Annotated in this window: 22 protein-coding genes and 1 pseudogene; 12 read left to right on the forward strand and 11 right to left on the reverse strand. The window is 71.7% G+C overall.

Annotation, left to right across the window (positions count from 1 at the left end; all coding sequences use genetic code 11):
* Window positions 1-96: 96 nt before the first annotated feature.
* Window positions 97-2,122: pseudogene (locus tag OHO83_RS24870) on the forward strand (HelD family protein).
* A gap of 9 nt (window positions 2,123-2,131) precedes the next feature.
* On the opposite strand, the gene OHO83_RS24875 reads toward OHO83_RS24870, so the two are convergent.
* The 4 genes from OHO83_RS24875 to OHO83_RS24890 form a co-directional block, all read right to left on the reverse strand.
* A complete protein-coding gene (locus OHO83_RS24875; protein WP_266671907.1) occupies window positions 2,132-2,596 on the reverse strand; it encodes a PPOX class F420-dependent oxidoreductase in 465 nt (154 codons plus the stop codon).
* A 74-nt stretch (window positions 2,597-2,670) separates the two neighbouring features.
* Entirely contained in the window at window positions 2,671-4,119 is a 1,449-nt protein-coding gene (locus OHO83_RS24880) for an MFS transporter (RefSeq protein WP_266671906.1), read from the reverse strand.
* Between the two features lie 162 nt (window positions 4,120-4,281).
* A complete protein-coding gene (locus OHO83_RS24885; RefSeq protein ID WP_266671905.1) occupies window positions 4,282-4,767 on the reverse strand; it encodes a MarR family winged helix-turn-helix transcriptional regulator in 486 nt (161 codons plus the stop codon).
* Between the two features lie 81 nt (window positions 4,768-4,848).
* Entirely contained in the window at window positions 4,849-5,619 is a 771-nt protein-coding gene (locus tag OHO83_RS24890) for an SDR family oxidoreductase (RefSeq protein WP_266671903.1), read from the reverse strand.
* Window positions 5,620-5,726: 107 nt separating this feature from the next.
* Here OHO83_RS24890 and OHO83_RS24895 point away from each other — a divergent pair, with 107 nt between their 5' ends.
* The 5 genes from OHO83_RS24895 (at window position 5,727) to OHO83_RS24915 (ending at window position 8,831) form a co-directional block, all read left to right on the forward strand.
* Window positions 5,727-6,686 (forward strand): sigma factor, encoded by a 960-nt coding sequence (locus OHO83_RS24895; RefSeq protein ID WP_266671901.1) that lies wholly within the window; start codon window positions 5,727-5,729, stop codon window positions 6,684-6,686.
* A 71-nt stretch (window positions 6,687-6,757) separates the two neighbouring features.
* Window positions 6,758-7,222, forward strand: a complete 465-nt coding sequence (locus tag OHO83_RS24900; RefSeq protein WP_266671899.1) for a helix-turn-helix transcriptional regulator — start codon at window positions 6,758-6,760, stop codon at window positions 7,220-7,222.
* A gap of 85 nt (window positions 7,223-7,307) precedes the next feature.
* A complete protein-coding gene (locus tag OHO83_RS24905; RefSeq protein ID WP_266671897.1) occupies window positions 7,308-7,736 on the forward strand; it encodes a helix-turn-helix domain-containing protein in 429 nt (142 codons plus the stop codon).
* Window positions 7,737-7,764: 28 nt separating this feature from the next.
* Window positions 7,765-8,361, forward strand: coding sequence for a hypothetical protein (locus OHO83_RS24910; RefSeq protein ID WP_266671895.1), 597 nt, complete (start codon window positions 7,765-7,767; stop codon window positions 8,359-8,361).
* Window positions 8,362-8,489: 128 nt separating this feature from the next.
* A complete protein-coding gene (locus tag OHO83_RS24915) occupies window positions 8,490-8,831 on the forward strand; it encodes a DUF2516 family protein (RefSeq protein ID WP_116512297.1) in 342 nt (113 codons plus the stop codon).
* A 43-nt stretch (window positions 8,832-8,874) separates the two neighbouring features.
* Here OHO83_RS24915 and OHO83_RS24920 read toward each other — a convergent pair whose 3' ends face one another.
* The 3 genes from OHO83_RS24920 to OHO83_RS24930 all read right to left on the reverse strand — a co-directional run bounded on the left by OHO83_RS24920 (window position 8,875) and on the right by OHO83_RS24930 (window position 12,523).
* On the reverse strand, window positions 8,875-10,173 hold the full coding sequence (locus OHO83_RS24920) for a PP2C family protein-serine/threonine phosphatase (protein ID WP_266671893.1): 1,299 nt from the start codon (window positions 10,171-10,173) through the stop codon (window positions 8,875-8,877).
* A gap of 271 nt (window positions 10,174-10,444) precedes the next feature.
* Window positions 10,445-11,482, reverse strand: coding sequence for a C40 family peptidase (locus tag OHO83_RS24925; protein ID WP_266671891.1), 1,038 nt, complete (start codon window positions 11,480-11,482; stop codon window positions 10,445-10,447).
* Window positions 11,483-11,728: 246 nt separating this feature from the next.
* Window positions 11,729-12,523 carry a class I SAM-dependent methyltransferase gene (locus OHO83_RS24930; protein WP_266671889.1) on the reverse strand — a complete coding sequence of 265 codons (795 nt, stop codon included), beginning with the start codon at window positions 12,521-12,523 and terminating at the stop codon, window positions 11,729-11,731.
* A 185-nt stretch (window positions 12,524-12,708) separates the two neighbouring features.
* Here OHO83_RS24930 and mshA point away from each other — a divergent pair, with 185 nt between their 5' ends.
* The 3 genes from mshA to OHO83_RS24945 all read left to right on the forward strand — a co-directional run bounded on the left by mshA (window position 12,709) and on the right by OHO83_RS24945 (window position 16,374).
* The gene (mshA, locus tag OHO83_RS24935; RefSeq protein ID WP_266671887.1) at window positions 12,709-14,058 is read left to right on the forward strand and encodes a D-inositol-3-phosphate glycosyltransferase; all 1,350 of its coding nucleotides are present in this window, start codon (window positions 12,709-12,711) and stop codon (window positions 14,056-14,058) included.
* A gap of 7 nt (window positions 14,059-14,065) precedes the next feature.
* Complete coding sequence (locus tag OHO83_RS24940) at window positions 14,066-14,560, forward strand: YbjN domain-containing protein (RefSeq protein ID WP_266569343.1); 495 nt, start codon at window positions 14,066-14,068, stop codon at window positions 14,558-14,560.
* 140 nt (window positions 14,561-14,700) lie between these two features.
* Window positions 14,701-16,374, forward strand: a complete 1,674-nt coding sequence (locus tag OHO83_RS24945; protein ID WP_266676456.1) for a glycoside hydrolase family 55 protein — start codon at window positions 14,701-14,703, stop codon at window positions 16,372-16,374.
* A 17-nt stretch (window positions 16,375-16,391) separates the two neighbouring features.
* Here OHO83_RS24945 and OHO83_RS24950 read toward each other — a convergent pair whose 3' ends face one another.
* Window positions 16,392-17,666, reverse strand: coding sequence for an MDR family MFS transporter (locus OHO83_RS24950; protein ID WP_266671885.1), 1,275 nt, complete (start codon window positions 17,664-17,666; stop codon window positions 16,392-16,394).
* Window positions 17,667-17,877: 211 nt separating this feature from the next.
* On the opposite strand from OHO83_RS24950, the gene OHO83_RS24955 reads away from it, so the two are divergent.
* Window positions 17,878-18,639, forward strand: a complete 762-nt coding sequence (locus tag OHO83_RS24955; RefSeq protein ID WP_266562789.1) for a phosphoglyceromutase — start codon at window positions 17,878-17,880, stop codon at window positions 18,637-18,639.
* Window positions 18,640-18,878: 239 nt separating this feature from the next.
* On the forward strand, window positions 18,879-19,853 hold the full coding sequence (locus OHO83_RS24960; RefSeq protein ID WP_266671883.1) for a magnesium transporter CorA family protein: 975 nt from the start codon (window positions 18,879-18,881) through the stop codon (window positions 19,851-19,853).
* Window positions 19,854-20,008: 155 nt separating this feature from the next.
* Here OHO83_RS24960 and OHO83_RS24965 read toward each other — a convergent pair whose 3' ends face one another.
* From OHO83_RS24965 to OHO83_RS24975, 3 genes are all read right to left on the reverse strand, one after another.
* Window positions 20,009-21,292, reverse strand: a complete 1,284-nt coding sequence (locus OHO83_RS24965; protein WP_266671881.1) for a serine hydrolase domain-containing protein — start codon at window positions 21,290-21,292, stop codon at window positions 20,009-20,011.
* Between the two features lie 193 nt (window positions 21,293-21,485).
* Window positions 21,486-21,836 (reverse strand): hypothetical protein, encoded by a 351-nt coding sequence (locus OHO83_RS24970; RefSeq protein WP_266671879.1) that lies wholly within the window; start codon window positions 21,834-21,836, stop codon window positions 21,486-21,488.
* A 480-nt stretch (window positions 21,837-22,316) separates the two neighbouring features.
* A complete protein-coding gene (locus tag OHO83_RS24975) occupies window positions 22,317-23,753 on the reverse strand; it encodes a purine-cytosine permease family protein (RefSeq protein WP_266671877.1) in 1,437 nt (478 codons plus the stop codon).
* 169 nt (window positions 23,754-23,922) lie between these two features.
* Here OHO83_RS24975 and OHO83_RS24980 point away from each other — a divergent pair, with 169 nt between their 5' ends.
* Window positions 23,923-24,831: a LysR family transcriptional regulator gene (locus OHO83_RS24980; protein WP_266671875.1), complete on the forward strand. Its 909-nt coding sequence runs from the start codon at window positions 23,923-23,925 to the stop codon at window positions 24,829-24,831.
* Window positions 24,832-24,858 lie beyond the last annotated feature (27 nt).

Consider the following 24,858-nt stretch of genomic DNA (forward strand, 5'->3'; position numbering starts at 1 on the left):
TTACGTTATTCTCGTTCGGTGACCGATTCCGCCGATCTCCGTGCCCTCGTCCAGGAACGCCACCACCACGACCTCTGCCGCGCCGCCCTCGCCGCGATGATCGAGGGCGCCGACGAACAGGTCGTCATCGGCGAGAACGCCTCCGCCTCGGGAGCCGACGCCGAAGTGCTCGGATACCAGCTGCGCAGCAAGGCCAAGGAGCTGCACGAACTGCCCGAGGTGCCGCTCTTCTTCGGGCGCCTCGACTTCGCGGACGGTGCCGGCGACCACGCCGGGCAGAGCTACCACGTGGGACGGCGGCGCGTGGTCGAGCACCCGGCCGCCCCGCCCCTCGTCGTCGACTGGCGCGCCCCCGTCTCGCGCGCCTTCTACCAGGCCGGGCCCCAGGATCCACAAGGCGTCGCGGTCCGGCGCCGCTTCGGATGGGCTCCCGCGAGCAAGGGCGACTCCGCCGATCTGACCGGCCTGGAGGACGAGTGGCTCACGGTGGACGGCGGGCCCGCAGAAGGGGCCGGGTCCGCTCCCGCCGCGGCCTCCGGTGAGGGCAGCCGTATCGTCGCCCGCGAGATCGAGCGCCCCCGTGTCGGCCCCATGCGCGACATCGCCGCCACCATCCAGCCCGACCAGGACGACCTCGTCCGCGCCGACCTCGCCACCTCCGTCTGTGTGCAGGGAGCCCCCGGCACCGGCAAGACCGCGGTCGGCCTGCACCGGGCCGCGTACCTCCTCTACACCCACCCCCAGCGCGTCCAGCGCGGCGGACTCCTCATCCTCGGACCCAACCGCACCTTCCTCACCTACATCTCCGAGGTGCTGCCCGCACGGCGAGAGCGGCGTGCGGCAGTCCACCATCGAGGAGATCCTCGTGGAGGAGAGCAGTACGGCGGTGGCCAGGGCGCGGACGTACGAGGACGCGGAGGCCGCGGCCGCCGTGAAGCACGACGCCCGCATGGCCGAGGTCCTGCGCCGCGCCCTGTACTCCCGGGTGCGCCCCGAGGCCGTCACCGACTCGCTCGCCGTCCCCGACGGTTCGTACCGCTGGCGCGTGCCGGCCGGTGTGCTCGCGCGGATCGTGGCGGGTGTGCGGGAGGAGGAACCGCCGTACGCGGTCGGGCGGGAGCGCGTGCGCAGCCGGGCCGTGCGGCACCTCCAGGAGCAGGCCGAACGCAGGTCGGGGCCGGTGAACAACCTCTGGCTGCAGAAGGCCGGCAGATCCCGGCCGATGAGCGCCTACGTCGAGGCGGTGTGGCCCAGGGTGCGGCCGGAGGAGGTCGTGGCCGGGCTCCTCGGCGACGCGGGCGCGCTGGCCGCCGCGGCGGACGGGATCCTCGACGCCGGCGAGCAGCGGGCGATCCTCTGGGCGAAGCCCCCGCGCTCCTTCCGCTCGGCCTCCTGGTCGGCGGCCGATCTCGTCCTCCTGGACGAGGTCGCCGGGCTCCTCGAACACCCCGCCGGCTACGGACACATCGTCGTCGACGAGGCCCAGGACCTCTCCCCGATGCAGGCCCGTTCGATCGCGCGCCGCGCCGCGTACGGTTCGCTCACCGTCCTCGGCGACCTCGCGCAGGGCACCACCCCGTGGGCGGCCCGCACCTGGGGTGAGCTGCTCGGCCACCTGGGCAAGCCCGACGCCCTGATCGCGCCCCTGACGACGGGGTTCCGCGTCCCCGGCGCCGTCGTCGCCCTCACCAACCGCCTCCTCGGTCTCCTCGACGTGGACGTGCCGCCCGCCCGTTCCCTGCGCCGCGACGGCGAGGTGAGGATCCGTCAGACACAGGACGTCATCGCCGAGACCGTCGACGCCGTGCGCGAGGCGCTGGAGCACGAGGGGTCCGTGGGCGTCGTCGCGGCCGATGACGAGACGGTGCGGATGCTGCGCACTGCCTTGACGGACAAGGGGATCGAGGTGGGCGGACCGGATGATCAGCGGGCTCGCGTGACCGTTCTCGCGGCGTCCGTCGCCAAGGGCCTCGAGTACGACCATGTCGTCGCCGTCGAGCCGGCCGCCGTGGCCGAGGCCGAGCGCCGCGGCCTGCACCGGCTGTACGTCGTCCTGACCCGCGCGGTGTCCCGCCTCGACGTCGTGCACAGCCGGCCGCTTCCGTTCGCCGCGGCGTCCTGAGCCGTCCGCTCACTTCGGGATGTCGAGCGCCGTCCCGTAGAGCCGGGTCACCCGGAGCCTGATCACCACGCGGCCCTCCTCGACCTGCCGGCCGAGGAACTCCGCCTCCTGCGCGGGGTCGTCGAACCCCGCTGTCATGGCGAGCAGTTCGCGCCCGACGGCGTCCCCGGGCGCGGCCGTCACGTCCGACACCTCGGCCTCGCCCTCGGCGACGGCGAACGACCACACGTCGGGGCCGCTGACATGCAGCGCGGCATGCGGGTCGCTCCGCAGCTGACGGGTCTTGAGGCGGTCGGTCGTGGTGGAGAAGCGCAGGACGCGCTCGCCGGGGCTCCAGTGGTAGAGCACGGTGGACAGGTGCGGGTGCCCGGTGCGCCGGACGCTCGCCAGCGTCCCGAACCGGCCCCGGTCGAGCAGCAGGTGGAGCTCTTCGTCGGTGAGGCCCCGGGGCGCGGGACCGCTCTTCGCTGCCATGACAACTCCATCGGGATCGGGTTCGAGCCGGTGTGTGATGCGGCTGGTGGGGGACGCGAGGCGGGGGATGAGGGTCAGGCCGTCGTCTTGCGGGGGCCGCGCAGCACCCCGTACGCGATCACGAACGCGGCGACGAGCAGACCCGTACCGACCGTGAACGCCAGGTGGTAGCCGCTGGTGAGGGCCTCGGCGCGGGTGCCGCCCTGTGCGGTGAGCGAGCGGGTGCGGGACGCGGCGAGCGTGGAGAGCACGGCGACGCCTACGGCCATGCCGATCTGCTGGGTGGTGTTGAAGAGACCGGAGGCGAGCCCGGCGTCGGCCTCGCTCGCCCCGGACATGCCGAGCGAGGTCAGCGCGGGCAGGGCGAGGCCGAAACCGGCCGCGAGGAGCATCACCGGGAGGACGTCGGTGGCGTAGTGCGCGTGCACGGGGACCCGGGCGAGGAGTCCGAGTACGCCGATGAGGAGCGCGATCCCGGTGAGCAGCACGTTCCGTTCGCCGAAGCGGGCGACCAGGCGGGCCGAGACGCCGAGGGAGACCGCGCCGATGACGGCGGCGGCGGGGAGCATGGCGAGGCCGGTCTCCGCGGCGCCGTAGCCGAGGACTCGCTGGAGGTAGAGGGCGACCAGGATCTGGAAGGAGAACAGCGCGGCCACCATCAGCATCTGGACCAGGTTCGCCCCGGCGACGCTGCGCGAGCGCAGGATCCTCAGCGGCATGAGCGGCGTACGGGCCTTTGCCTGCCGGACGAAGAACCCGGCGAGCAGGAGCGCGGCGACGGCCCCGGTCCCGAGCGTGCGCGCCGAAGTCCAGCCGTACTCCTCGACCTTGACGACGGAGTAGATCCCGAGCATCAGGCCGCCGGTGACGAGCAGCGCGCCGGCCGTGTCGGCACCCGCCGTGAGCCCGAGGCCTCGGTCGCGGGGCAGGGCGGGCACGGCGACCGCCAGGGCCGCGAGCCCGATGGGCAGGTTGATGAAGAAGATCCAGTGCCAGCTGAGGCCGTCGGTGAGCAGGCCGCCGAGGACCTGCCCTATCGAGGCTCCGGCTGCGCCGGTGAAGCTGAACACGGCGATGGCCCTGGCGCGTTCACGGGGTTCGGTGAACAGCGTGACGAGGATGCCGAGGCTGACGGCGGACGCCAGCGCGCTGCCGGCGCCCTGGAGGAACCGCGCGGCGATCAGGACCGCGGGGCTCGTGGCCGCGCCCGCCAGGAGCGAGGCCCCGGTGAAGACCGCCGTGCCTACGAGGAACAGCCGCCTGCGTCCGATGAGGTCGCCGAGCCGCCCGGCGAGCAGCAGCAGGCTGCCGAACGCGATCAGGTAGGCGTTGACGACCCAGCTGAGGCCGGCCGGGGTGAACCCCAGATCGCTCTGGATGGCCGGCATCGCCACGGTCACGATGCTGCCGTCGAGGACCGTCATCAGCATCCCCGTGGCCAGGACGCCGAGGGCCGGCCACCTGGAGCGCCGGGGGGTGAGGAGTGCCGGAAGGGCGCGGAGCGGTGCGGAAACGGCAGGCATCTGCGGTCATCTCCTGTCAAAGGGCCACGGCGGGAGCCGCTGCGGGCCAACAGAAATGACCGTAGCAGATAGTTTTGTTGCAGACTATCTTTTACGGATGCATGCGTGAGTGGGTAGGCGGGCGGGCGTGAGTGGGTGGCTGGTGTCGGGTGGTGTGGGTGGCTAGCGCTGGCGCGCTCTCCGGGGAGCCGGGTGCGGGCTCTCGGGCGGGGTGGCCAGGTGGCCGTCGACCAGGCGGTTCAGCGCGCGCAGCAGCGCCTCGCGCTCCGTCCCGGGGAGCGAGCCGAGCGCCTCTTCGTGTACGCGGTCGGCGATCGCCTGACTCTCCGCGGCGACCTGCGCGCCCTTCTCCGTGACCGCGATGATCCGTGCCCGCCGGTCCCGCGCGGACGGGCGCCGCTCGGCGAGGCCCGCCTTCTCCAGGGCGTCGACCGTCACCACCATCGTGGTCTTGTCCATGTCGCCGATCTCCGCGAGCTGCGCCTGGGTGCGCTCCTCTTCCAAGGCGTGCACCAGTACGCAGTGCATCCGGGCCGTGAGGCCGATCTCGGAGAGGGCCGCCGCCATCTGCGTACGCAGTACATGACTGGTGCGGTCGAGCAGGAAGGAGAGGTCCGGTTCGGTGCGGGTGGGCGCCATGGAGGTCATGAGTGCCAGGGTAGCCAATTTGATCCGTTACGGATTATCTGCAACCTGGCGCACCCTGGGGCGCCCGTCCGGTGCGCTCCGTCACCCGCCGACCCGCTCGCCGACGAACGCCTCCCACGTCCGCTCGCCCCTGGCCGCACCCGCGCGCGCCAGGTTCGCCCCGGCCCGGTACGCGCGACCCGCCTTCCCGGGGATGCGGACTGGCAGCTTCGGCCGGCGCCTGCCCTTGGCCCGGAGGTAGCCGGCGCTCAGTTCGGCCATCCCGTACACCCTGGGACCGGCCAGGTCCGGTACCAGGCCGGCCGGCTCGCCGAGTGCCAGCTCCACCAGGCGGGCGGCGACGTCGCGCGAGTCGACCGGTTCGAAGCGGAGCCCGCCCGGGACGGGGAGCACCGGCAGCTTCGTCATCTTCTCGACCACGCCGAGGACGAGGTCGTTGAACTGGGCGGCCCGCAGCGTCGTGAACGGTATGCCGGACTCGGCGACGGCCCGCTCGGCGGCCAGCTTGTTCTTGAGCCAGGCCACCGGGACCGTGTCCGCGCCGGTCACCGAGATGAGGACGAGGTGCTTCACCCCGGCCTGCTGTGCCGCCCGCACCAGGTTCCGGGTCGCCACGTCGTCGCCCTTGGGGCCGCCCGCGAGGTGCAGGACGATCTCGGTCCCCGTCAGCGCCGTCCGCAGTCCCGGGTCTGCTTCGTCGAGCAGGTCGGCGCTCACGTACTCGACGCCGTCGGCGGACTCGCGGCCGTGCCGGCTGAGCACGCGGACCGGGTGGCCGGCCTTGCGCAGCAGGGGCACGACGTGGCCGCCCAGCGTGCCCGTGCCGCCGGTGACCAGGATCGGTGCAGTCATGGCTACTCCCGTTTGTTTGCGCGGACCGGGGCTTCGGCGCCCCCGTCCGGGTCGGTAGGTTCTCGACGTCTGCTTCTTTGACCCGCGCCGAGCGAGGAATGTGACCGATGGACGAGAACGCATCGCTGACCGAGCGTTTCGAGAAGGACCGGACCCGGCTGCGCGCGGTGGCCTACCGGATGCTCGGCTCGGTGACCGAGGCGGACGACGCGGTGCAGGAGACCTGGCTGCGCCTCAGCCGCACGGCCGACGCGCACTCGCATGACGCGGAGGGGGAGGAGAGGGGAGACGGGGACGCGCCCGCCGGCATAGAGAACCTCACCGGCTGGCTGACCACGGTCGTGTCGCGTGTGTGCCTCAACATGCTGCGCGCCCGCGAGAACCGCCGCGAGGACCCTCTCGACGCGTACGTCCCCGATCCGGACGCCGCCCCGGAGGGCGGGCGTGACCCCGAGGAGGAGGCGCTGCTCGCCGATTCGGTCGGCGTCGCCCTCCTCGTGGTACTCGACACCCTGACCCCCGCCGAGCGGCTCGCCTTCGTGCTGCACGACATGTTCGCCGTGCCGTTCGACGAGATCGGGCCGCTGATCGAGCGGGCCCCGGCCGCGACCAGGCAGCTCGCCAGCCGCGCCCGCCGCCGGGTCAGGGGCGTCGCCCCGGCGCCCGGCGCCGATCTGCCGCGCAGGCGCCAGGTCGTCGAGGCGTTCCTGGCCGCCACGCGCGGCGGGAACTTCGACGCGCTGGTCTCCCTGCTCCACCCGGACGTGGTGCTCCGCGCGGACCGCACGGTCGTCCCGACCCCCGAGCCCGTCGTGGTCCGCGGCGCCGCCACGGTGGCCCGCGGCGCGATGGCCGCCACGGGCCGCGCCCTGTTCACCGGTCCCGCGCTGATCGACGGCACGGCCGGCCTCGTGATGGCACCCGGCGGCCGCCTGTTCCTGGTGCTGGTCTTCACGGTCACCGGCGACCTGATCACGGGCATCGACGTGATCGCGGAACCGGAGCGCCTGCGTCACCTGGACATCACCGTTCTCGACGGTGATCCGGGCGGTCCGCACGGGGAATAGGGCGGTACGAGGAACGGAGGCTCGCGGCGAGTGGCCGGACGCGGGCACGGGCCCGGCCGTACGCTGGCAGCGTGACGCTCGATGACCTCGTAAGGCTGCGCCGGGCCCGGGACATGATGGACCGCGACTACGCGCAGCCCCTCGACGTCCCGGCCCTGGCGCGTGCCGCGCACATGTCGCCCGGGCACTTCTCCCGCAGCTTCCGGGCGGCCTTCGGCGAAACCCCGTACAGCTATCTGATGACCCGCCGTGTCGAGCGGGCCAAGGCGCTGCTGCGGCGGGGCGATCTGAGCGTGACGGAGGTCTGCTTCGAGGTCGGCTGTACGTCGCTGGGGTCGTTCAGCTCGCGTTTCACCGAGCTGGTCGGCGAGACCCCGAGCGCGTACCGGGCCCGCAGTCACGAGCCGGGCGCGGTCATACCCGCGTGCGTGTCCAAGATCCTCACCCGCCCCGTCCGCAAAGGACCGGCCGGGGGCGGGCACGTCCTCGACGCCCAAGTCCTCGACGGAGAACCGGAAACGGGCCCTCGCGCGTAGGCCTCACGCCGCCTTCCGGGTGGCGTGGAGCACTTTTGCAAGCGGCCGCTTGCAATAGTTAGCACCGGCGAGGCACTATCGGAACATGGCATCGCTCAACGTCGGCAATCTCGGTGAGTACCTGCGCGAGCAGCGCCGCAGTGCGCAGCTCTCGCTCAGGCAGCTCGCCGATGCCGCCGGGGTGTCCAATCCGTATCTGAGCCAGATCGAGCGCGGTCTTCGCAAGCCGAGCGCGGAGGTCCTCCAGCAGGTGGCCAAGGCCCTGCGGATCTCCGCGGAGACGCTGTACGTGCGAGCCGGGATTCTCGATGCGGAGCGGGAGCGGGAAGAGGTGGAGACGCGCGCCGTCATCCTCGCCGACCCCTCGCTCAACGGGCGCCAGAAACAAGTGCTGTTGCAGATCTACGAGTCCTTCAGGAAAGAGAACGGGACCGAGGTGCAGCACGACAGTCACGAACACCCCGCCGACGGCCCCCGCACGGCCGGGAGCAGCGGTGCCGAACCCTCAAGCTGAAGCCGATGTGATCCGGGAGGACCACGCCATGGCCATCACCGACGACCTGCGCAAGACCCTCAGCAACCCGACCCCCCTCTACTTCGCCGCCGGCACGGCCGAGCTCGCCTATCAGCAGGCGAAGAAGGTGCCCGGCATCGTGGAGCAGCTGCGCGCCGAGGCCCCGGCCCGGTTCGAGGCCGTGCGCAACACCGACCCGAAGGACGTCCAGGAGAAGGCGGCCGGCCGCGCCAAGGAGGCCCAGGCGGCCATCCAGGCCAAGGTCACCGAGGTGCTCGGCACGCTCGACACCGACCTGAAGAAGATCGGCGAGTCCGCTCAGGACCTCGCGCTGCGGGGTGTGGGCGTCGCCGCCGAGTATGCCGTCAAGGCCCGCGAGACCTACGAGAAGGTCGCCGAGCACGGCGAGGAGACCGTGCGGGCCTGGCGCGGTGAGGCGGCCGACGAGATCCTCGAGGTCGCCGAGGCCGTCGAGCCCGGCGCGGAGTCCGTGGCCGTGGCCGACGAGCCGGCCACCGCGAAGCCCGGGCCGGCCGACGCGTCCGCCAAGAAGCCGGTGGCCGTGAAGAAGGCCCCGGCCAAGAAGACGACGACCGTGAAGAAGACCGCGCCCTCCGGCAAGTAGCGGCACGGCGGGGTGAACAAAGCGGTACGGAGCGTACCGAGGGGCGGGCCGGGCACTTACCGGGTGTCCGGCCCGTTCACCGGGTACGGTGACCGCGTAGGACTGACCTGACTCGGGTGGTGGGCGTTGTGCTGATGTCGGCTTTCGGCGGCTTGATGTGGCTGCTCTACACCGCCATGCTCGTGCTCGCGGTGGTTGCTCTGGTGATGGCCGCGTTCTCGCGCGAGGACGCGTTCCGCGCCGCGGACAAGCAGAACAAGATGTTCTGGCTGATCATCCTCGGCATCGCGGTCGCGGTGAATCTGCTCGTCCCGATGCTGTTCCTCCAGCTCGCGGGGCTCGTCGCGACGATCGTCTTCTTCGTGGACGTGCGGCCCGCGCTCCAGCAGGTGTCGGGCGGCGGCCGGGGCCGCCGTGGCGGCGGCTCCAGCAGTGACGGTCCGTACGGGCCGTACAACGGCGGGCGCTGAGCCCTCCGGCATCCGGGGGGCGACCGCCCCCCCGGATCAGGGGCTAGTTCCCCCGGTCCAGGAGGACGACTGCCACGTCGTCCGTGAGGTCGCCGCCGTTGAGGTCGCGGGCCTCGTTCACCGTCGCGTCGATGAGTTCCTCGCCGCGCAGTCCCTCAGCGACCTTGCGGCGCACCATGTCCACCATGCCGTCCTGGCCCAGGCGCTGCTTGCCGCCGCCGACCCGTCCCTCGATCAGGCCGTCCGTGTAGAGCATCAGGCTCCACGTCGGGCCGAGCTCGACCTGACGGCGCGGCCAGCGGGCGCGCGGCAGCAGACCGAGCGCCGGGCCGTTGTCCTCGTACGGGAGCAGCTCGGCGCGCCGCCCCGGGCGCGCAATCAGCGGCGACGGGTGGCCCGCGAGGCACAGGCCCGCGCGGCGGCCGTCGGCGGAGATGTCGACCGTGCACAGCGTCGCGAAGATCTCGTCGTCCGCCCGCTCATGTTCGAGGACCTGCTGGAGCGTGGAGAGCAGCTCGTCGCCGCACAGGCCGGCGAACGTCAACGCCCGCCAGGCGATGCGCAGTTCGACACCGAGCGCCGCCTCGTCGGGGCCGTGCCCGCAGACGTCGCCGATCATGGCGTGCACCGTGCCGTCGGGCGTGCGGACGGCGTCGTAGAAGTCACCGCCGAGCAGCGCGCGGGAGCGGCCCGGGCGGTAGCGGGCCGCGAAACGCAGCGGGGAGCCGTCCAGGAGCGGCGTCGGGAGCAGGCCGCGCTCCAGGCGGGCGTTCTCCTGGGCGCGCAGCCGGGACTCGGCGAGCTTGCGCTGGGCGACGTCGGCGCGCCTGCGCTCGACGGCGTAGCGCACCGCACGGCCCAGCAGGCGGCCGTCCAGCTCGTCGCGGAACAGATAGTCCTGGGCACCGACGCGCACGGCCTCGGCGCCGCGCTCCGCGTCGCCGGACGCGGTGAGAGCGAGGACGGCGTGCCGCGGCGCGAGGCGCAGGACGTGCCGGAGCGTCTCCAGCTCGTCGGCGTCCGTGGCCGCGCCGGGCGCGGGCAGGGCGAGGTCGAGCAGGATGCAGTGGACGTCGTCGGTGAGGAGTCGCTCGGCCTCGGTGAGGTTGCGGGCGGTACGGACGCGGATCGGCTTGCCCGCCGAGTCGGTCAGTTCGGGCACGCCGAGGGAGGCGGTGGGGTCGTCCTCGATGACGAGGAGCGTCAGAGGGCCACCTCCGCCGCTCTGGGCGCCGGAGGCCGTGGGCTGCCGGGGCAGCGTGACGGGCGGCGTCGGCACTGTCGGAGCCTGACCACCTTCCACGGCCGGGATAGCTCTCTGCCGCGGTACGGGTACGGGCATCGCTCGGTTCCTTCCCTCCCCCCGAGGGCGTGGTGGAGCGAAGGATCGTCGCACCACCGACGGTGGACCTTAGCGGTAGGCGGCGTCGCAACGGAATGGTGAGAGGCAAACCGCCACTGTCATATGCCGCATCAGTTAACGGAATTGGGCACGCCAGAGGGCCCATCGGCCGATTCGGGGATGACGAAGGTCACGTCGGTTCACTGCAACCGGAGGCGCCGGAGTGCGGTGGGTCACGTGGCCCAGCTCACGACGACGCCCCCGCAGTCCTTTACGCGTCGGGGCGGACGACCCCGAGGATCGCCATCGAGCCCGCGCCCGCGACCGTGACGTTCCGCCCGGGGCGCGGCGCGTGCACGATGGCGCCGTCCCCTATGTACATCCCGACGTGGCTGGCGTCGCCGAAGTAGATGATCAGGTCGCCGGGGCGCATGTCCTTGATGTCGATGTGCTTGAGCTGCTTCCACTGCTCCTGCGAGGTCCGCGGGATCGGCCGTCCGGCCGCCGACCACGCCCGCGAGGTCAGGCCCGAGCAGTCGTAGGAGCCGGGGCCCTCGGCGCCCCACACGTAGGGCTTGCCGAGCTGGCCGGTGGCGAACGCGACCGCCTTCTTGCCCTGCGCCGACGCGCTGCCCTTGATGTCCTTCAGGACCCCCGAGCCGAGCCAGGCCGTCTGCCGCTTGTACTCGGCCTGCTGCTCCAGCTTCTTCAGCCGCTCCCGCTCCTCTTTCTCGAGCTGCGACTCGAGCTTCTCGGCGGCCGCGATCTTGCTCTTGATCTTCTTCTTCGCCCGGGCCTTCTCCTTGCGGCCGGCCTCGAGCTTCTTCCAGTTCCGCGTGGCGTCCTGGGCGTACGTCTGCAGGTCCTCCTGCGTCCGGGCCATCTCGCCCAGGAGCCCCTTGGTGGCGTGCTGCCCCTGCCGCATCCGGTCCGCGCCGTCCAGGAACCGCGACGGGTCGTCCGAGAGCATCAGCTGCGCCTCCGGCGGCATACCGCCGTCGCGGTACTGCTGGCGGGCCGCGGCGCCCGCGCGGGACTTCAGCCGGTCCAGCTTCTTCTGGCCGGCGACGATGTCCTTGGCCAACTGGACGATCTGTCCCGACTGCTTCTCGGCCTTCTCCTCGGCCGCGTTGTACGCCTCCGTGGCGACGGCCGCGTCGTGGTAGAGCCCGTCGAGCCGGGCGCGCACCTGCTCAAGGTCCGCGCCTCTGTCGGACGTTGACGGCGGCGCGGGCCGCGCGGGACTCGCGTACGCGGCGCCTGGCGCCGTCAGTACGGTCAACGCGCTGACCAGTGCCACGGCCGCCATGACTGTCGTGCTCCGCCTGCTCATCGCGCTCCGCCCCCAAGTCGTGAAGACCCATCAAAACTGATTTACCGTCAGTAACTTACGGATGCCCAGGGATGGTGCCACGCCGGCGCCGAATGTGACAGAGCCGGGCAACAACTCCCTATCCGCTCCCGGCCCGCCCCATCGGTCCCGCACGCCCCTGCCCCGCACCGTCTGACGTACGACCCCCGGAGATCGTTCCCTCGGGCTCCGGACGCGCCTTCGTCAGCGAAGGGGAGCCAACGCCCCCCAGGCGACCGTCACTTCTCCCTGCCGCCAGCGCGCGGGCCGGTCGAGCACCGGCCAGTCCGCGCTCAGCGCCCGTGCCGTCCGGATCCACCGCTGCCGCGCCCCGTACGAGGCGTAGGGGGCGGCCGCCGCCCAGGCGCGGTCGAAGTCGCGCAGGAACGCGTGGACCGGCTCGCCCGGCACGTTGCGGTGGATGAGCGCCTTGGGGAGGCGCTCGGCGAGGTCGGACGGGCGGTCGAGGGAGCCGAGGCGGGTCGCGAAGGTGACCGTGCGGGGGCCCTCGGGTCCGAGCGCCACCCACACGTGGCGGCGGCCGATCTCGTCGCAGGTCCCCTCGACCAGGAGCCCGCCGGGCGCGAGCCGGGCGGTCAGCCGCCGCCATACGTCGGCGACCTGGTCCTCGTCGTACTGGCGCAGCACGTTCGCGGCCCTGATCAGGAGCGGGTCGTGGGGGAGGGGCACCTCGAAGCCGCCGTGGCGGAAGGTGAGGCCGTCCTGTTCATAGGGGAGGGCGGCGGCGACCCGCGCCGGCTCGATCTCGATGCCCACCACGCGCGCGCGTGGCGCCACGGTGCGCAGTCGGTGCAGCAGCTCGACCGCGGTCCAGGGCGCGGCTCCGTAGCCGAGGTCGACGGCGACAGGGTGGTCGGCGCGGCGCAGGGCGGCACCGTGCGTGGCCGCGATCCAGCGGTCCATGCGGCGCAGTCGATTGGGGTTGGTGGTCCCGCGTGTGACCGTTCCCACGGGGCGGGACGGGGGGCGCGGGCTCATGGGTACGAGGGTATGCGCCCGCCCCGGGCGCCCCAGGGTTGAGTCCCCGACGGTAATGATTCGGCAAAACGGAAATGGAGCGGAGACCTCCGGTGTTGGAGGGGCTGAAGGAGGGTTCGTGCCCGGGCTCCGCGCCCGAGGTTCCGCCCTCCACGAGCCGTGCCCGCAGCAAGGAGGACCGCCACGTGAGCCAGTACGTGTCCAGGCTCCGCCGTTCCGGGACCTCGTCCCCGCGGCTCAGGTTCCCCGGCGCGCACCGCAGACCGCGTCGCGTGGCCATGCTCAGCGTGCACACGTCACCGCTCCACCAGCCCGGCACGGGCGACGCGGGCGGCATGAACGTCTACATCGTCGAGCTCGCCAAGCGCCTCGCCGCGATCAACATCGAGGTCGAGATCTTCACGCGCGCCACGACCGGCGCGCTGCCCCCCTCCGTCGAGCTGGCGCCCGGCGTCCTGGTCCGGCACGTGGACGCGGGCCCGTACGAGGGTCTCGCCAAGGAGGAGCTGCCGGCCCAGCTGTGCGCCTTCACGCACGGCGTGATGCAGGCATGGGCGGGCCACCGGCCGGGCTACTACGACCTCGTCCACTCGCACTACTGGCTCTCCGGTCACGTCGGCTGGCTGGCCGCCGAGCGCTGGGGTGTCCCCCTCGTGCACGCCATGCACACCATGGCCAAGGTCAAGAACGCCGCGCTCGCCGAGGGGGACAGCCCCGAGCCCGCCGCGCGCGTCATCGGCGAGACCCAGATCGTCCGCGCCGCCGACCGCCTCATCGCGAACACCGCGGAGGAGGCCGACGAGCTCGTACGCCACTACGAGGCGGACGCCGCCAAGGTCGCCGTCGTCCACCCCGGCGTGAACCTGGACCGCTTCCGTCCCGCCGACGGCCGCGCCGCCGCCCGGCACCGCCTCGGCCTGCCCCAGGACGCCCTCATTCCGGTCTTCGCGGGCCGTATCCAGCCCCTCAAGGCGCCGGACATCCTGCTCAGGGCCGTCGCCGTCCTCCTCGACGAGCGGCCCGAGCTGCGCTCGCGGATGGTCGTGCCCGTGGTGGGCGGCCCCAGCGGCAGCGGTCTGGCCAAGCCGGAGGGGCTGCAGAAGCTCGCCGCCAAGCTCGGCATCGCGGACGTCGTCCGCTTCCGCCCGCCGGTCGGGCAGGACCAGCTCGCGGACTGGTTCCGCGCTGCCTCCGTCCTCGTGATGCCGTCGTACAGCGAGTCCTTCGGGCTCGTCGCCATAGAGGCGCAGGCGGCCGGTACGCCGGTGATCGCGGCCGCGGTCGGCGGTCTGCCCGTCGCCGTGCGCGACGAGACGACCGGCTTCCTGGTCCCGGGCCACGACCCGGCGCTGTACGCACGCCGGCTGGGCGAGTTCGCCGACCGTCCACAGCTTGTGGACAGCATGGGCGCCGCCGCCGCGGCGCACGCGCAGGGCTTCGGCTGGGACACCGCGGCCTCCGCGACGGCCGATGTGTACACGGCGGCCACCTACGAGCACCGCCACCCCCGTCACGTACCCTCGCTGCATGGCTGACAGCACCATGGCCGGCGCGGCGGCGGTCATCGAGCAGGTCCTCACCGAGGCCGAGCTCGAGTGGGAGAGCCCCGAGCCCGGCTCGTCGTACGTCGTGAAGCTGCCCGGGACGCGCAAGCTGTCGACGACGCTCTCGCTGCTCGTCGGCAAGCACTCGCTCTCGCTGAACGCGTTCGTGATCCGGCACCCGGACGAGAACGAGCAGGGCGTCCACCGCTGGCTCCTGGAACGCAACCTCCGTCTCTACGGCGTGAGTTACGCGGTCGACCAGCTCGGAGACGTCTACCTCACCGGCAAGCTGCCCCTCGCGGCCGTCACCCCGGACGAGGTCGACCGCCTCCTCGGCTCGGTCCTGGAGGCCGCTGACGGCGCGTTCAACACGCTCCTGGAGCTCGGTTTCGCGAGCGCGATCCGCCGCGAGTACGCCTGGCGGGTGTCGCGCGGGGAGTCCACGCGCAACCTCGACGCGTTCACGAATCTGACCCAGCGCCCCGCCAAGTAGCGCCCTTCTCCTGCCGGTTGACCGGTGCGCGACCCCTTCCGCCACAGGGGTCGCCGTGGCATGCTCGCGACCGACGCAGACATGAACGACGTTCACATCTTTGAACGTCCTCGAACTGGATCGTGCGGAGGGTGGCGACGGTGGAGAACCTCAGTCGACGCGGGTTGTTGGGCAGCGCGATAGCGGTGGCGGCCGTGACGGTGACGGGAACCGGCGCGCGGGCCGCCACGGCACAGCCCGGTGAAGTCCCGCCCATCTGGCGCGAGTTCACCCGCACCCCCTACACGCACCCGCAGATCCCGTACGTCGGACGGGCCGGGTACCGCGCGGGCCGGCAGGGCTTCGCCCGCCCCCGCGTCGTCGCCGACGTCGTACGCGACTACGGCGCGCGCCCCGACGGCTCGGCCGACGCCGCCCCCGCGATCAACCGTGCCCTCGCCGACGCCGGACGGGCCGGCGGGGGCACGGTCCACCTGCCCCCGGGCACGTACCGCATCGACGACCTCATCCGCATCGGCCACTCCGGCGTCGTCCTGCGCGGCGCGGGCAGCACCCGCACCAAGCTGTACGCGACGCGCAGCCTCACCGAACTCATCGGCGTCTACGGCTCCCGCTACGGCGGCGACAAGTCCAGCTGGTCCTGGGCGGGCGGCCTGATCTGGCTCTGCCCCGAGGACCGCTTCCGCACCCTCACCGACGCGATCAGGGCGAAGGCCTGGCCCTTCGAGGGCTGGACGGGCAACAAGCGCGACGAGTGGGACACGCTGACGGCGGTCGGGCCCGCCACCCGCGGCTCCTGGTCGGTGACCGTCGCGGACGCGTCCCGCCTCTCCCGGGGCGACCTGGTCCTCCTGCGCCTCGCCGACGACCCCGGCCACACCCTCCTCGAACACATGGCGGGCGGCGGCCCGGGCCCCGAGGCGTACTACTGGGACGACAAGACCAAGCTCACCTCGTACGTGCCCTACGAATGGCCCGTACGGATCGCCTCCGTGCACGGCCGCCGCGTCACCTTCGAACGCCCGCTCCCCCTCGACATACGCCCCGAGTGGGACCCCCGGCTGACCACGCACATCGGCGCGCTGACCGGCTCGGGCGTCGAGGCGCTGACCCTCGAAGCCGTCGAGACCCCGCAGTCGCAGCACCTCCTCGACAAGGGCTACAACGGCGTCGCGTTCCAGTGCGCGTACGACTGCTGGGCCGACGACGTCACCGTGCGCCACGTCGACAACGGCTTCGGCCTGGTCGCCGCGTCCGCGTGCACGCTGCGCCGCACGCGCGTCGCGGGCCGCGGCTCGCACCACCCGTACTTCTGCCGTGAGGGCTCCCACGACAACCTCGTCGAGTCGTTCACGATCGAGCAGCGCACCGTCCCCGCCCCCGCGGGCACGCAGCTGCACGGCATCAACGTCGAGGGCCTGTCGTCGTACAACGTGTGGTCGCGCGGCGAGATGGAGATGGGCACGTTCGACTCGCACCGCGGCATGCCCTTCGCGAACGTGCGCACGGACATCACGGTGAACAACAACGGCCGCCACGGAGGGGACGCCTCGGCGGGACCGCTCTTCGGGGCGCGCTTCACGCACTGGAACATCCGCGTCACGAACCAGCGCGCCGGTCTGATGCGCCTCGACGGACTCGCGCCGTACAGCGCGACCGTCGCCGTCAACACGGTCCGCGAGTTCGACCAGACCGACGTCCCGGACTTCACCGGGGATCTGCATGCGCGGCTGGAGCTCTACGGCGACGGGGTGTCGGACACGGTCCGGCCGCGGAACCTGTACGACGCGCAGCGGTCGTCGGTCGGTCGGTGAACGTCAGGCGGTGAACGTCAGGCGGTGAGTTCGGGCTCGGCCCCGGCCTTCTCGGGGCTGGGGACGGGAGTGATGAGCTGGTCGTCCGCGGGCAGCCCCCGCATCAGGATCCAGTACCCGGCCGCCGCGACCGTCCCGATCACCGCGCAGCCCGCCCACAGCCACCCCGCGCCGAACCGGTCGATCGTCACGCCCGACGCGAGCGGCGCGACCAGGGCCGCCACCGACCACGACATGGAGTACATGCCCTGGTAGCGGCCGCGCCCGTGGGTCGGGGCGAGCCGCGCCACCAGGCCGGACTGGGTGGGCGCGTTGACCATCTCGCCGAGCGTCCACACGACGACGATCAGGGCGTACGCGGCCATCGACCCGGCGAAAGCGGTGAGCGCGAAGCCGTAGCCGATGAGGAGGGAGGAGACCGTCAGGAGCCGGCCCGCGTCGCGCTTCTCGATGAAGCGGGTCAGCGGGATCTGCAGCGCCACGATGACGATGCCGTTGACGGCGGCGACGAGCCCGACGTCCGAACTGCTCAGCCCCGCCTGCCCCATGACGATGGGCAACCCGGACGAGGACTGCGTGAAGACGACGGAGATGAGGAACGACAGCCCCACCATCAGCATGTACCGGCCGTCGCGCAGGACGGTCAGCATGGTCACGTCGGCGACGGGTGCCGCGTCGGGCTTCGGCTCGGCCCGCTCGGGCCGCGACTCGGGCACCTTCACGAACACCAGGACCGCGCAGGCCAGCGTCATCGCGGACTCCAGGAGGAAGCCGGCGGTGTAGCTGGCGGCGACGAGGAAACCGGCGTAGACGGAGGAGACGGCGAAGCCGAGGTTGATGGCCCAGTAGTTGAGGGAGAAGGCCCGCACGCGGTCCTTCGGCGCGACGAGGTCGGCCATCATCGCCTGCACGGCGGGACGCGACGCGTTGGAGGCGACGCCGAGCAGGAAGCCGGTCACCGCGATCCCGGCGGGGTCGCGCACGAAGGCGAGGACGGCGACGGTCGCGGCGGTCGCGAGCTGCGCGGCGAGGAGGGTGGGGCGCCGCCCGATCCGGTCCGCGAGCACCCCGCCGAGCAGCGACGCGATCATGCCGCCGAGCCCGATGAGCGCGGCGACCAGACCCGCGTACGACGCGGAGAAGTGGCGCTCGGTGGTCAGGTACAGCGCCATGAACGTGAGGACGAAGCCGCCCAGGCGGTTGATCAGGGTGCTGGTCCACAGCCACCAGAACTGGCGCGGCAGACCGGACACACTCTCGTGTGCGGCCCGTCTGAGTGCGGTGACGGACATCGGGACGGATCCCCCCTGGGGCGCGAGCGGCGTGGGTGCGGCCTGATGGGCCTGTAAGCGGCGCCGGCCATGTCCGTAACTTACGTGGGGGAGAGCGGCCGCGGCCACTCAATTGACGGTGGCCGTCAATCGTCGGCGGGACCCGCCTCCGTACCGTCCGGCCCGTGGCCGGGCGCGCAGGGCGCCGGAGGCTTGGATTAGGCTCAGAGCCATGGCCGACGCACCGTACAAGCTGATCCTCCTCCGCCACGGCGAGAGCGAATGGAACGCGAAGAACCTGTTCACCGGTTGGGTGGACGTCAATCTCAACGAGAAGGGCGAGAAGGAGGCAGTCCGCGGCGGTGAGCTGCTCAAGGACGCAGGCCTGCTCCCCGACGTCGTCCACACCTCGCTCCAGAAGCGCGCGATCCGCACGGCCCAGCTGTCGCTGGAGGCCGCGGACCGCCACTGGATCCCCGTCCACCGCTCCTGGCGCCTGAACGAGCGGCACTACGGTGCGCTCCAGGGCAAGGACAAGGCGCAGACGCTGGCCGAGTTCGGCGAGGAGCAGTTCATGCTCTGGCGCCGCTCGTACGACACCCCGCCGCCGCCGCTGGCCCGCGACGCGGAGTACTCCCAGTTCGACGACGCGCGCTACGCGACCCTCCCGCCGGAGCTGCGCCCGCAGACGGAGTGCCTCAAGGACGTCGTCGTCCGCATGCTCCCGTACTGGTTCGACGGCATCGTCCCGGACCTCCTGGACGGCAAGACGGTCCTGGTGGCGGCGCACGGCAACAGCCTGCGCGCCCTGGTCAAGCACCTCGACGGCATCTCCGACGCCGACATCGCGGGCCTGAACATCCCGACGGGCATCCCGCTGTCCTACGAGCTCGACGCGGACTTCAAGCCGCTGAACCCGGGCGGCACGTACCTGGACCCGGACGCGGCCGCGGCGGCGATCGAGGCGGTCAAGAACCAGGGCAAGAAGAAGTAGCCGTTGCGATCATGCCCCTGAGCTGCGCATACAGCGCGGCTTGGGGGCATTTTCATGTGCGGGAACCTCCCTGGGGCTTTCCGTCCGCACCCAGCGGGGCAGGCCCCCTCGTCCTCTCCCGCGAGTGATCTCGTCACCCGTCCGGTCCGCACGGTGCCGCACATGACGGTGTCCGGGTGCGCAGCCACCGGACCGCACGCACGCTGGGACCGTCGGAGTCGTAACCAACGGTGAGGGCCATGATCGTAACGATGGTGTCGATGCCGGACGCGACCGTGACCCGTACGCACCTGTCCGAGGCACGTGAGCGGCTCGCCGCGGCCCGCTTTCTGATCGTCGACGTCGAGCTGCCGGAGGATGCGCCGGCGGATGGCGGGGGCGTGGCCCGTCAGCTCGGCCTGGAGGCTGACGACCTGGCCTGGTTCGGCAGGAAGGACGAGCCCGCGCGGGCCGATTTCCTGGGGGAGAAGGCCGGCTTCGTCGTGCCCGTGGTCCACGACGACCAGATCGCCTACGTCCACGCGCTGGTGACCGAGCAGTTCCTGGTCACCGTTCACCGTGGCTGGGCGGGCATGGCGTCGAACCTCTCCGCGCAGCTCCGGCACGAGAGGCCACCCGACGTCGTGGCTGTGCTCTTCCTGCTCTTCCAGGAGGCGCTGGCGACCTTCCGGCGGGCCGCCGTGCAGGACCTGCTGCTGACGGAGGAACTCGAGGACGACATGTTCCAGCAACGGCGCCCCGAGCAGGTCTACCGCCTGTCGAAGCTGCGACGGCGCTCCGCCCTGCTGCACCACTCCCTGCTTCCCTACCTTCAGGTGGTGGACGAGGTCTTCACCCGCCGGATGCTGAACCCAAACTTTCCGGCGGAGCGGCAAAGGCTCGCCCAGGAGTTCCAGCACGCGGCGAGGCTGGTCCTGACGGACATCGAGTCCCTCCAGGACGCCTCCCGTCGCGCTTTCGCCAGCTACTCCTCCCTCGCCGCGGGCGAGCAGAACGGCGTGATCAACCGGCTGGCCATCGTGTCGACGATCTTCCTGCCGCTGACGTTCCTGAGCGGGTTCTTCGGCATGAACTTCACCTACCTGACCGACGAACTGGAGAGCAAGGTCGTCTTCTGGCTGCTCGCCGTGGGGCTTCAGGTGGCCGTCCTGTTCGTGGCCTTCTACGTACTGCACCGCACCCGCATCTGGCGGCGGCTGCGGGACGAGGACTAGGACGGGGACCGTCCGATCCGGCCCATCATGTGTCCACGTTGCGCCCGTGTCGTTGATGAGGGCAAGGAGCGGACTCCACGATCGGGCCTCCCACCCGCGCAGGCGGCGCGGACGGGAGGCATCTTCATGAGCGGGGCCGGGGGATTTCGGGTTCGTCACCTCGCCGCGGGCTGGGCCGGCAGGTTGAACACGTTGTCCGGGGAGATGATCTTGGTGATCGCCTGGCCGAAGAGGGTGCTCGGCTCCGCGTTGTCGTGGTTGATGTCCGTGTTCAGGACCACCACGAGCGTCGCCTTGGCCGACGGCAGGTAGATCGTCAGGGACTCGTAGCCGGGCAGGGAGCCGTTGTGGCCTATCCAGCCCTGGACGTTGAAGATGCCGAGGCCGTAGCCCGCGCCCGGGATCGTGGTCTTCGGGGTGATGAGGCGCTGCTTCTGCGTGGCGGGGCTGATCATCGCGTCACCGTCGGGGAACGTGCCCGTGGCGACCGTGGGTGCCCAGATGCGCAGGTCGTTGAGCGTGGAGATCATCGCGCCCGCGGCCCAGCCCCAGGAAGGGTTCCAGTCGGCCGTGTCCTCGATCTTCCCGTTCGCGGTCTGGTTCGTGTAGCCCTGCGAGTGCGGCTGCGGGAACTCGTTGCCGGTCGGGAACAGTGTCTGCTTCATGCCGGCCGGGGTGAGGATGTGGTCCTGGATGTAGTCGTGGAGCGGCCGGCCGCTCTCCTTCTCGACCACGAGGCCGAGCAGGATGAGGTTGGTGTTGGAGTAGTAGAACTGCTTGCCCGGCTCGAACAGCACGGGGTGCTTGAACGAGTAGTCGAGGAGCTGCTGCGGGGTGAACGGCCGCTCCGGATTCGACGTCAGCGCCTTGTAGAAGCCGTCGTCCTCGGAGTAGTTGAAGAGTCCGCTGCGCATCTCGGCGAGCTGACGGATCGTGATCTTGTCCCCGTTGGGGACACCGTCGATGTACTTCCCGATCGGGTCGTCGAGGCCGACCTTCTTCTCGTCGACCAGTTGCAGGATCGAGGTGACGGTGAAGGTCTTGGTCTCGCTGCCGATACGCATGTGCAGGTCGGGCGACATCTTCTGGCCGGTGCTCTTGTCGGCCACGCCGAAGGACTTCACGTACTCGCCCTTGTCCGGCGTCCACACACCGACGGTCACACCCGGAACGTTCGCCTCGTCCATGACTTTCTGCACGGCGGTGTCGAGCTCCTTCTCCACGGCGGGAGTGAGCTTCTGAACCTGGCCCGGCGTCGCCGACCCGGAATCGGTCGGCGAGGGCGGGTCGGTGGCGCGGACGACGGAGGCGGAGCTGGGGCCGGCGGAAACGGAGGCCGGCGTGGCGAGCGCGGACCCACCCGCTGTCGGCACCGCGAGCGTCCCCACCGCTACGGCGGTCACAGCCCCCCTGCGCAATCCCCTGGGCGAACGCGTCATGAGCTGACTCCAACCACGTGAGGAGAACCCACAGGAAGAACCCAGACCATCGTAGGGCGGGGCCCCACGCACCGCCTCTCCAGTCACCACAGCCCCTGTAGTCACTGGGGACAGCGTGGTCACCGCCTCTCCGACGGCTCCCCGCTCATCGCCACCGGCACCCGGTGCCCGCGGGCCGGTGGACACGGCCGGGTCAGTCGACCCCACGCAGGCAGACCCGGCTGCGCTGCGCATCGATCGGATGCACCGCCACCTCAAGGGAGTTCAACTCGCCCGCGCAGGGCGCGCACACCGGCCCCCCGCGCACGTCCGCAAGCGTCTCCGGCTCCTTCAGCCCGAGGTGCGCGAACGGCGTCATGGGCTTCACCGACCGGGTCAGGGCCTCGGCGCGGTGGGTGAGTGGCTGCTCGGGGGCGAGCCGCGTCAAGAACGCGTCCACGCGCGCGGTCGGCACCGTGAAGGCCAGAAGGAGCCCGTCGTCCTGGAACCCGTTCTGGTGGGCGGCCCGCCGGTCGGTGGCCTCGTCAGGAATCGGTACGCGCATCTGATCGCCCACCTCGGCGGGGGGTCACGCCTGATGTCCAGGTGGGGACTTGCCGACGACCATCCGCACCGGCATCACGCCCGGCGCCGGCGCCGCCCCCCGAGCATGCCGAGATCAGGGCGAAGACCGCGAGGCCCAGCGCACCGGCGGACAAGCCCCGCACGGAGGGCATCGAGGAGGGCCGCACCTTCACCGTGCATCCCCATTGCGTCCGATGTCGGTGCGGGTTCCGTCCCGTCCGGCCCATGCCATCGATGAACCCGCCCTCTCCCGGGACCTGTTGGCCAGACGCGTGGCCTTCAGGCTCACAGACACTGTCCGGGGCGGCGGCGGTTGCGCGAAGGGCCCGGTTCCGGACGAGCGGATGGGCCCTCGCCTCGGGCTACGACGTCGGCGAAGTGAAGTCCCCGATGCGCTGTTCTGCGTGTGGACGCAGGTGGGATGGGGGTGGTTCGCGGTGCCCGGCTCGGCGGGCCGCCGTCACGCGGTCGCGGAAGCGGACCGCGTCCTCGCTGTCGTGTCGGCCTCCGTCACCGCGGTCCCGCCCCGCATCGCCACCCGGCGCGCCCACACGTAGTACACGGGAGCCGTCACCACCAGGCCCACGAGCCAGGACAGGTCCGCGCCGCCGAGCGGGGCGACCAGGGGGCCCGTGTACAGCGACGTGGCGACGAAGGGGAGTTGGACCGCGATGCCGATCGCGTACGAGGTCAGGGCCACCGGGTTGAAGCGGCCGTAGCGCCCGCCGTCGGGCGCGAAGAGGTCGCCGAGGGCGTAGCGCCCGCGGTGGACGAGATAGAAGTCGATGAGGTTGATCGCCGTCCAAGGGACGAGGACGACGAGCAGGACCAGTACGAGGTTCACGAAGCTGGAGACGAAGTCGCTGGACAGCGCCGTCGCGATGAGCAGCGCGCCCACGAGGACCGCCGCGGAGACGACGCCGCGTGCCCTCTGGCGCGGGGTCCACGCGGGGCGGAACGTCTGGCAGACGGTGATCAGGGACAGCACCGCGCCGTAGAGGTTGAGCGCGTTGTGGTTGATGACCGAGAAGAGGAAGAGGAGCAGCACGACCGGGCCGAAACCGCCCGCCGCGCTGTCGAAGCCCGCCACGGTGTCGTCCGTGCCGGGCGACGCGAGGCCGATCACCGTGCCCGCGAGGAACGGCAGCGTCGAGCCGAGACACGAACCCCAGTACGTGGCCCAGAAGGTCGACGCCGTACGTACGGTGCGCGGCAGGTAGCGGGAGTAGTCGGAGACGTACGGGGCGAAGGCCAGTTGCCACAGGGCGCTCAGGGACACCGTCGCGAGCCAGCCCGCGAACGTGAAGGAGCCCGCGGAGAAGAAGCCGCCGGGCAGGCCGCGCGCGACCACCATGGCAAGGCCGACCAGGATGCCCGCCCCGAGCACCCACGTCGCGATCTTGTTGAGGGTGTGGATGAGGCGGTAGCCGACCCAGCAGATCAGCGCCGAGCCGACCGCCCCCAGCACGATGCCCGCGTCGACGGGCACGGCGGGCGCGAGGCCGTGCAGCGACTTGCCCGCCAGGATGATGTTCGAGGCGAAGAAGCCTATGTACATCGCGGCCGCCACGACCACGATGAGCAGGGCGCCCACGCTGCCGAACTGCGCCCGGCTCTGGATCATCTGCGGGACGCCGAGCTGCGGGCCCTGCGCCGAGTGCAGCGCCATGAAGACGGCGCCGACGAGCTGGCCCACCAGGATCGCCGCGACGCTCGACCAGAACGACTGGTGGAAGACCTGGACGCCCATGGCGCCGGTGACCAGCGGCAGCGGCGCGATGTTCGTGCCGAACCACATGGTGAACAGGTCACGGACGCGGCCGTGGCGCTCGTTCTCGGGGACGTGGTCGATGGTGTGCTGCTCGACGGCCGGGGCCGCCTCGGGTGTGGCGGGCATACGGACTCCCTGTCCGGAAAACGAGAGGGCGGGCGGGGGTGTTCGGGCATGCGGGTCGGTTGGGGAGTCTCGCCACCCTCGCAATCCCCGGTCAAACATCGATTTCCCGGGAGTTACATCTGTTTTCGAGATGCAGACAGCTCGCGGGCGCCCGGGGCACAATCCCGCCATGGCCAAGGACGCGAACTTCACCCTCGTGCAGCTGAGGTACTTCCTCGCCGCCGCCGAGCTCGGCGGCATGACCGCCGCCGCGCACCGCATCAACGTCTCGCAGTCCGCGGTCTCCACCGCCGTGCACCACCTGGAGCGCGAGCTCGGTGTGCAGCTCCTGATCCGCCGGCACGCGAAGGGGCTGGAGCTGACGGCCGCGGGGGAGCGGTTCCTGCACGAGCTGCGCGGCTTCCTCACCCACGCCGACGAACTCGCCGAATCGGCCAGGAGCCTGGGCGCCGACCTCGTGGGCGAGCTGGCGGTGGGCTGCTTCCAGACGCTCGCCCCGTTCTATCTGCCCCGCCTGCTGCGGGAGTTCGGCGAGCGCCAGCCCGCCGTGCGCGTCGAGGTCGTCGAGGGCGACATCCCGGCCGTGCAGGAGAGTCTGCGCACGGGCGCCTGCGAACTGGCGCTGCTCTACGACATGGACCTCGACGCCGACATCGAGTGCGAGGTCCTCGCGATGGCCCCGCCCTACGCCCTGGTCCCCGAGGGCCACCGGCTCGCGGGCGGCGGCCGGGCCCGCCTCGCGGACCTCGCGGACGAGCCGATGATCCTGCTCGACCTGCCCGCCAGCCGCGACTACTTCCGGTCCGTCGCCGCCAAGGCCGGCGTCGAGCCGCGTGTCAGCCACCGCACGAGGAGCTACGAGACGGTGCGCGCCCTCGTCGCCGCCGGATACGGCTGGTCGCTGCTCAATCAGCGGCCCGCGCACGACCGCACGTACGACGGTTCGAGCGTCGTCGCCCTGCCGCTCGCCGACGCGCTGCCCGCGCTCCCCGTCGTCCTGGCGAAGCTGCGCGGGGTCCGGCTGACGGGCCGCGCGCAGGCGTTCGCGACGGCGTGCCGGGAGGCGCTCAGGTCCTGAGAGCCCAGCTCAGGGCGGTACGTCCGA

The sequence above is a fragment of the Streptomyces sp. NBC_00569 genome (assembly GCF_036345255.1).
Classification (GTDB): domain Bacteria; phylum Actinomycetota; class Actinomycetes; order Streptomycetales; family Streptomycetaceae; genus Streptomyces.

Bases quoted from the DNA above. Each gene is read 5' to 3' on its own strand.
- OHO83_RS24875 (WP_266671907.1), bottom strand. From the start codon at position 2,596: ATGGCAGCGAAGAGCGGTCCCGCGCCCCGGGGCCTCACCGACGAAGAG.
- OHO83_RS24880 (WP_266671906.1), bottom strand. From the start codon at position 4,119: ATGCCTGCCGTTTCCGCACCGCTCCGCGCCCTTCCGGCACTCCTCACC.
- OHO83_RS24885 (WP_266671905.1), bottom strand. From the start codon at position 4,767: ATGACCTCCATGGCGCCCACCCGCACCGAACCGGACCTCTCCTTCCTG.
- OHO83_RS24890 (WP_266671903.1), bottom strand. From the start codon at position 5,619: ATGACTGCACCGATCCTGGTCACCGGCGGCACGGGCACGCTGGGCGGC.
- OHO83_RS24895 (WP_266671901.1), top strand. From the start codon at position 5,727: ATGGACGAGAACGCATCGCTGACCGAGCGTTTCGAGAAGGACCGGACC.
- OHO83_RS24905 (WP_266671897.1), top strand. From the start codon at position 7,308: ATGGCATCGCTCAACGTCGGCAATCTCGGTGAGTACCTGCGCGAGCAG.
- OHO83_RS24910 (WP_266671895.1), top strand. From the start codon at position 7,765: ATGGCCATCACCGACGACCTGCGCAAGACCCTCAGCAACCCGACCCCC.
- OHO83_RS24920 (WP_266671893.1), bottom strand. From the start codon at position 10,173: ATGCCCGTACCCGTACCGCGGCAGAGAGCTATCCCGGCCGTGGAAGGT.
- OHO83_RS24925 (WP_266671891.1), bottom strand. From the start codon at position 11,482: ATGGCGGCCGTGGCACTGGTCAGCGCGTTGACCGTACTGACGGCGCCA.
- OHO83_RS24930 (WP_266671889.1), bottom strand. From the start codon at position 12,523: ATGAGCCCGCGCCCCCCGTCCCGCCCCGTGGGAACGGTCACACGCGGG.
- OHO83_RS24940 (WP_266569343.1), top strand. From the start codon at position 14,066: ATGGCCGGCGCGGCGGCGGTCATCGAGCAGGTCCTCACCGAGGCCGAG.
- OHO83_RS24950 (WP_266671885.1), bottom strand. From the start codon at position 17,666: ATGTCCGTCACCGCACTCAGACGGGCCGCACACGAGAGTGTGTCCGGT.
- OHO83_RS24955 (WP_266562789.1), top strand. From the start codon at position 17,878: ATGGCCGACGCACCGTACAAGCTGATCCTCCTCCGCCACGGCGAGAGC.
- OHO83_RS24960 (WP_266671883.1), top strand. From the start codon at position 18,879: ATGATCGTAACGATGGTGTCGATGCCGGACGCGACCGTGACCCGTACG.
- OHO83_RS24965 (WP_266671881.1), bottom strand. From the start codon at position 21,292: ATGACGCGTTCGCCCAGGGGATTGCGCAGGGGGGCTGTGACCGCCGTA.
- OHO83_RS24970 (WP_266671879.1), bottom strand. From the start codon at position 21,836: ATGCGCGTACCGATTCCTGACGAGGCCACCGACCGGCGGGCCGCCCAC.
- OHO83_RS24975 (WP_266671877.1), bottom strand. From the start codon at position 23,753: ATGCCCGCCACACCCGAGGCGGCCCCGGCCGTCGAGCAGCACACCATC.
- OHO83_RS24980 (WP_266671875.1), top strand. From the start codon at position 23,923: ATGGCCAAGGACGCGAACTTCACCCTCGTGCAGCTGAGGTACTTCCTC.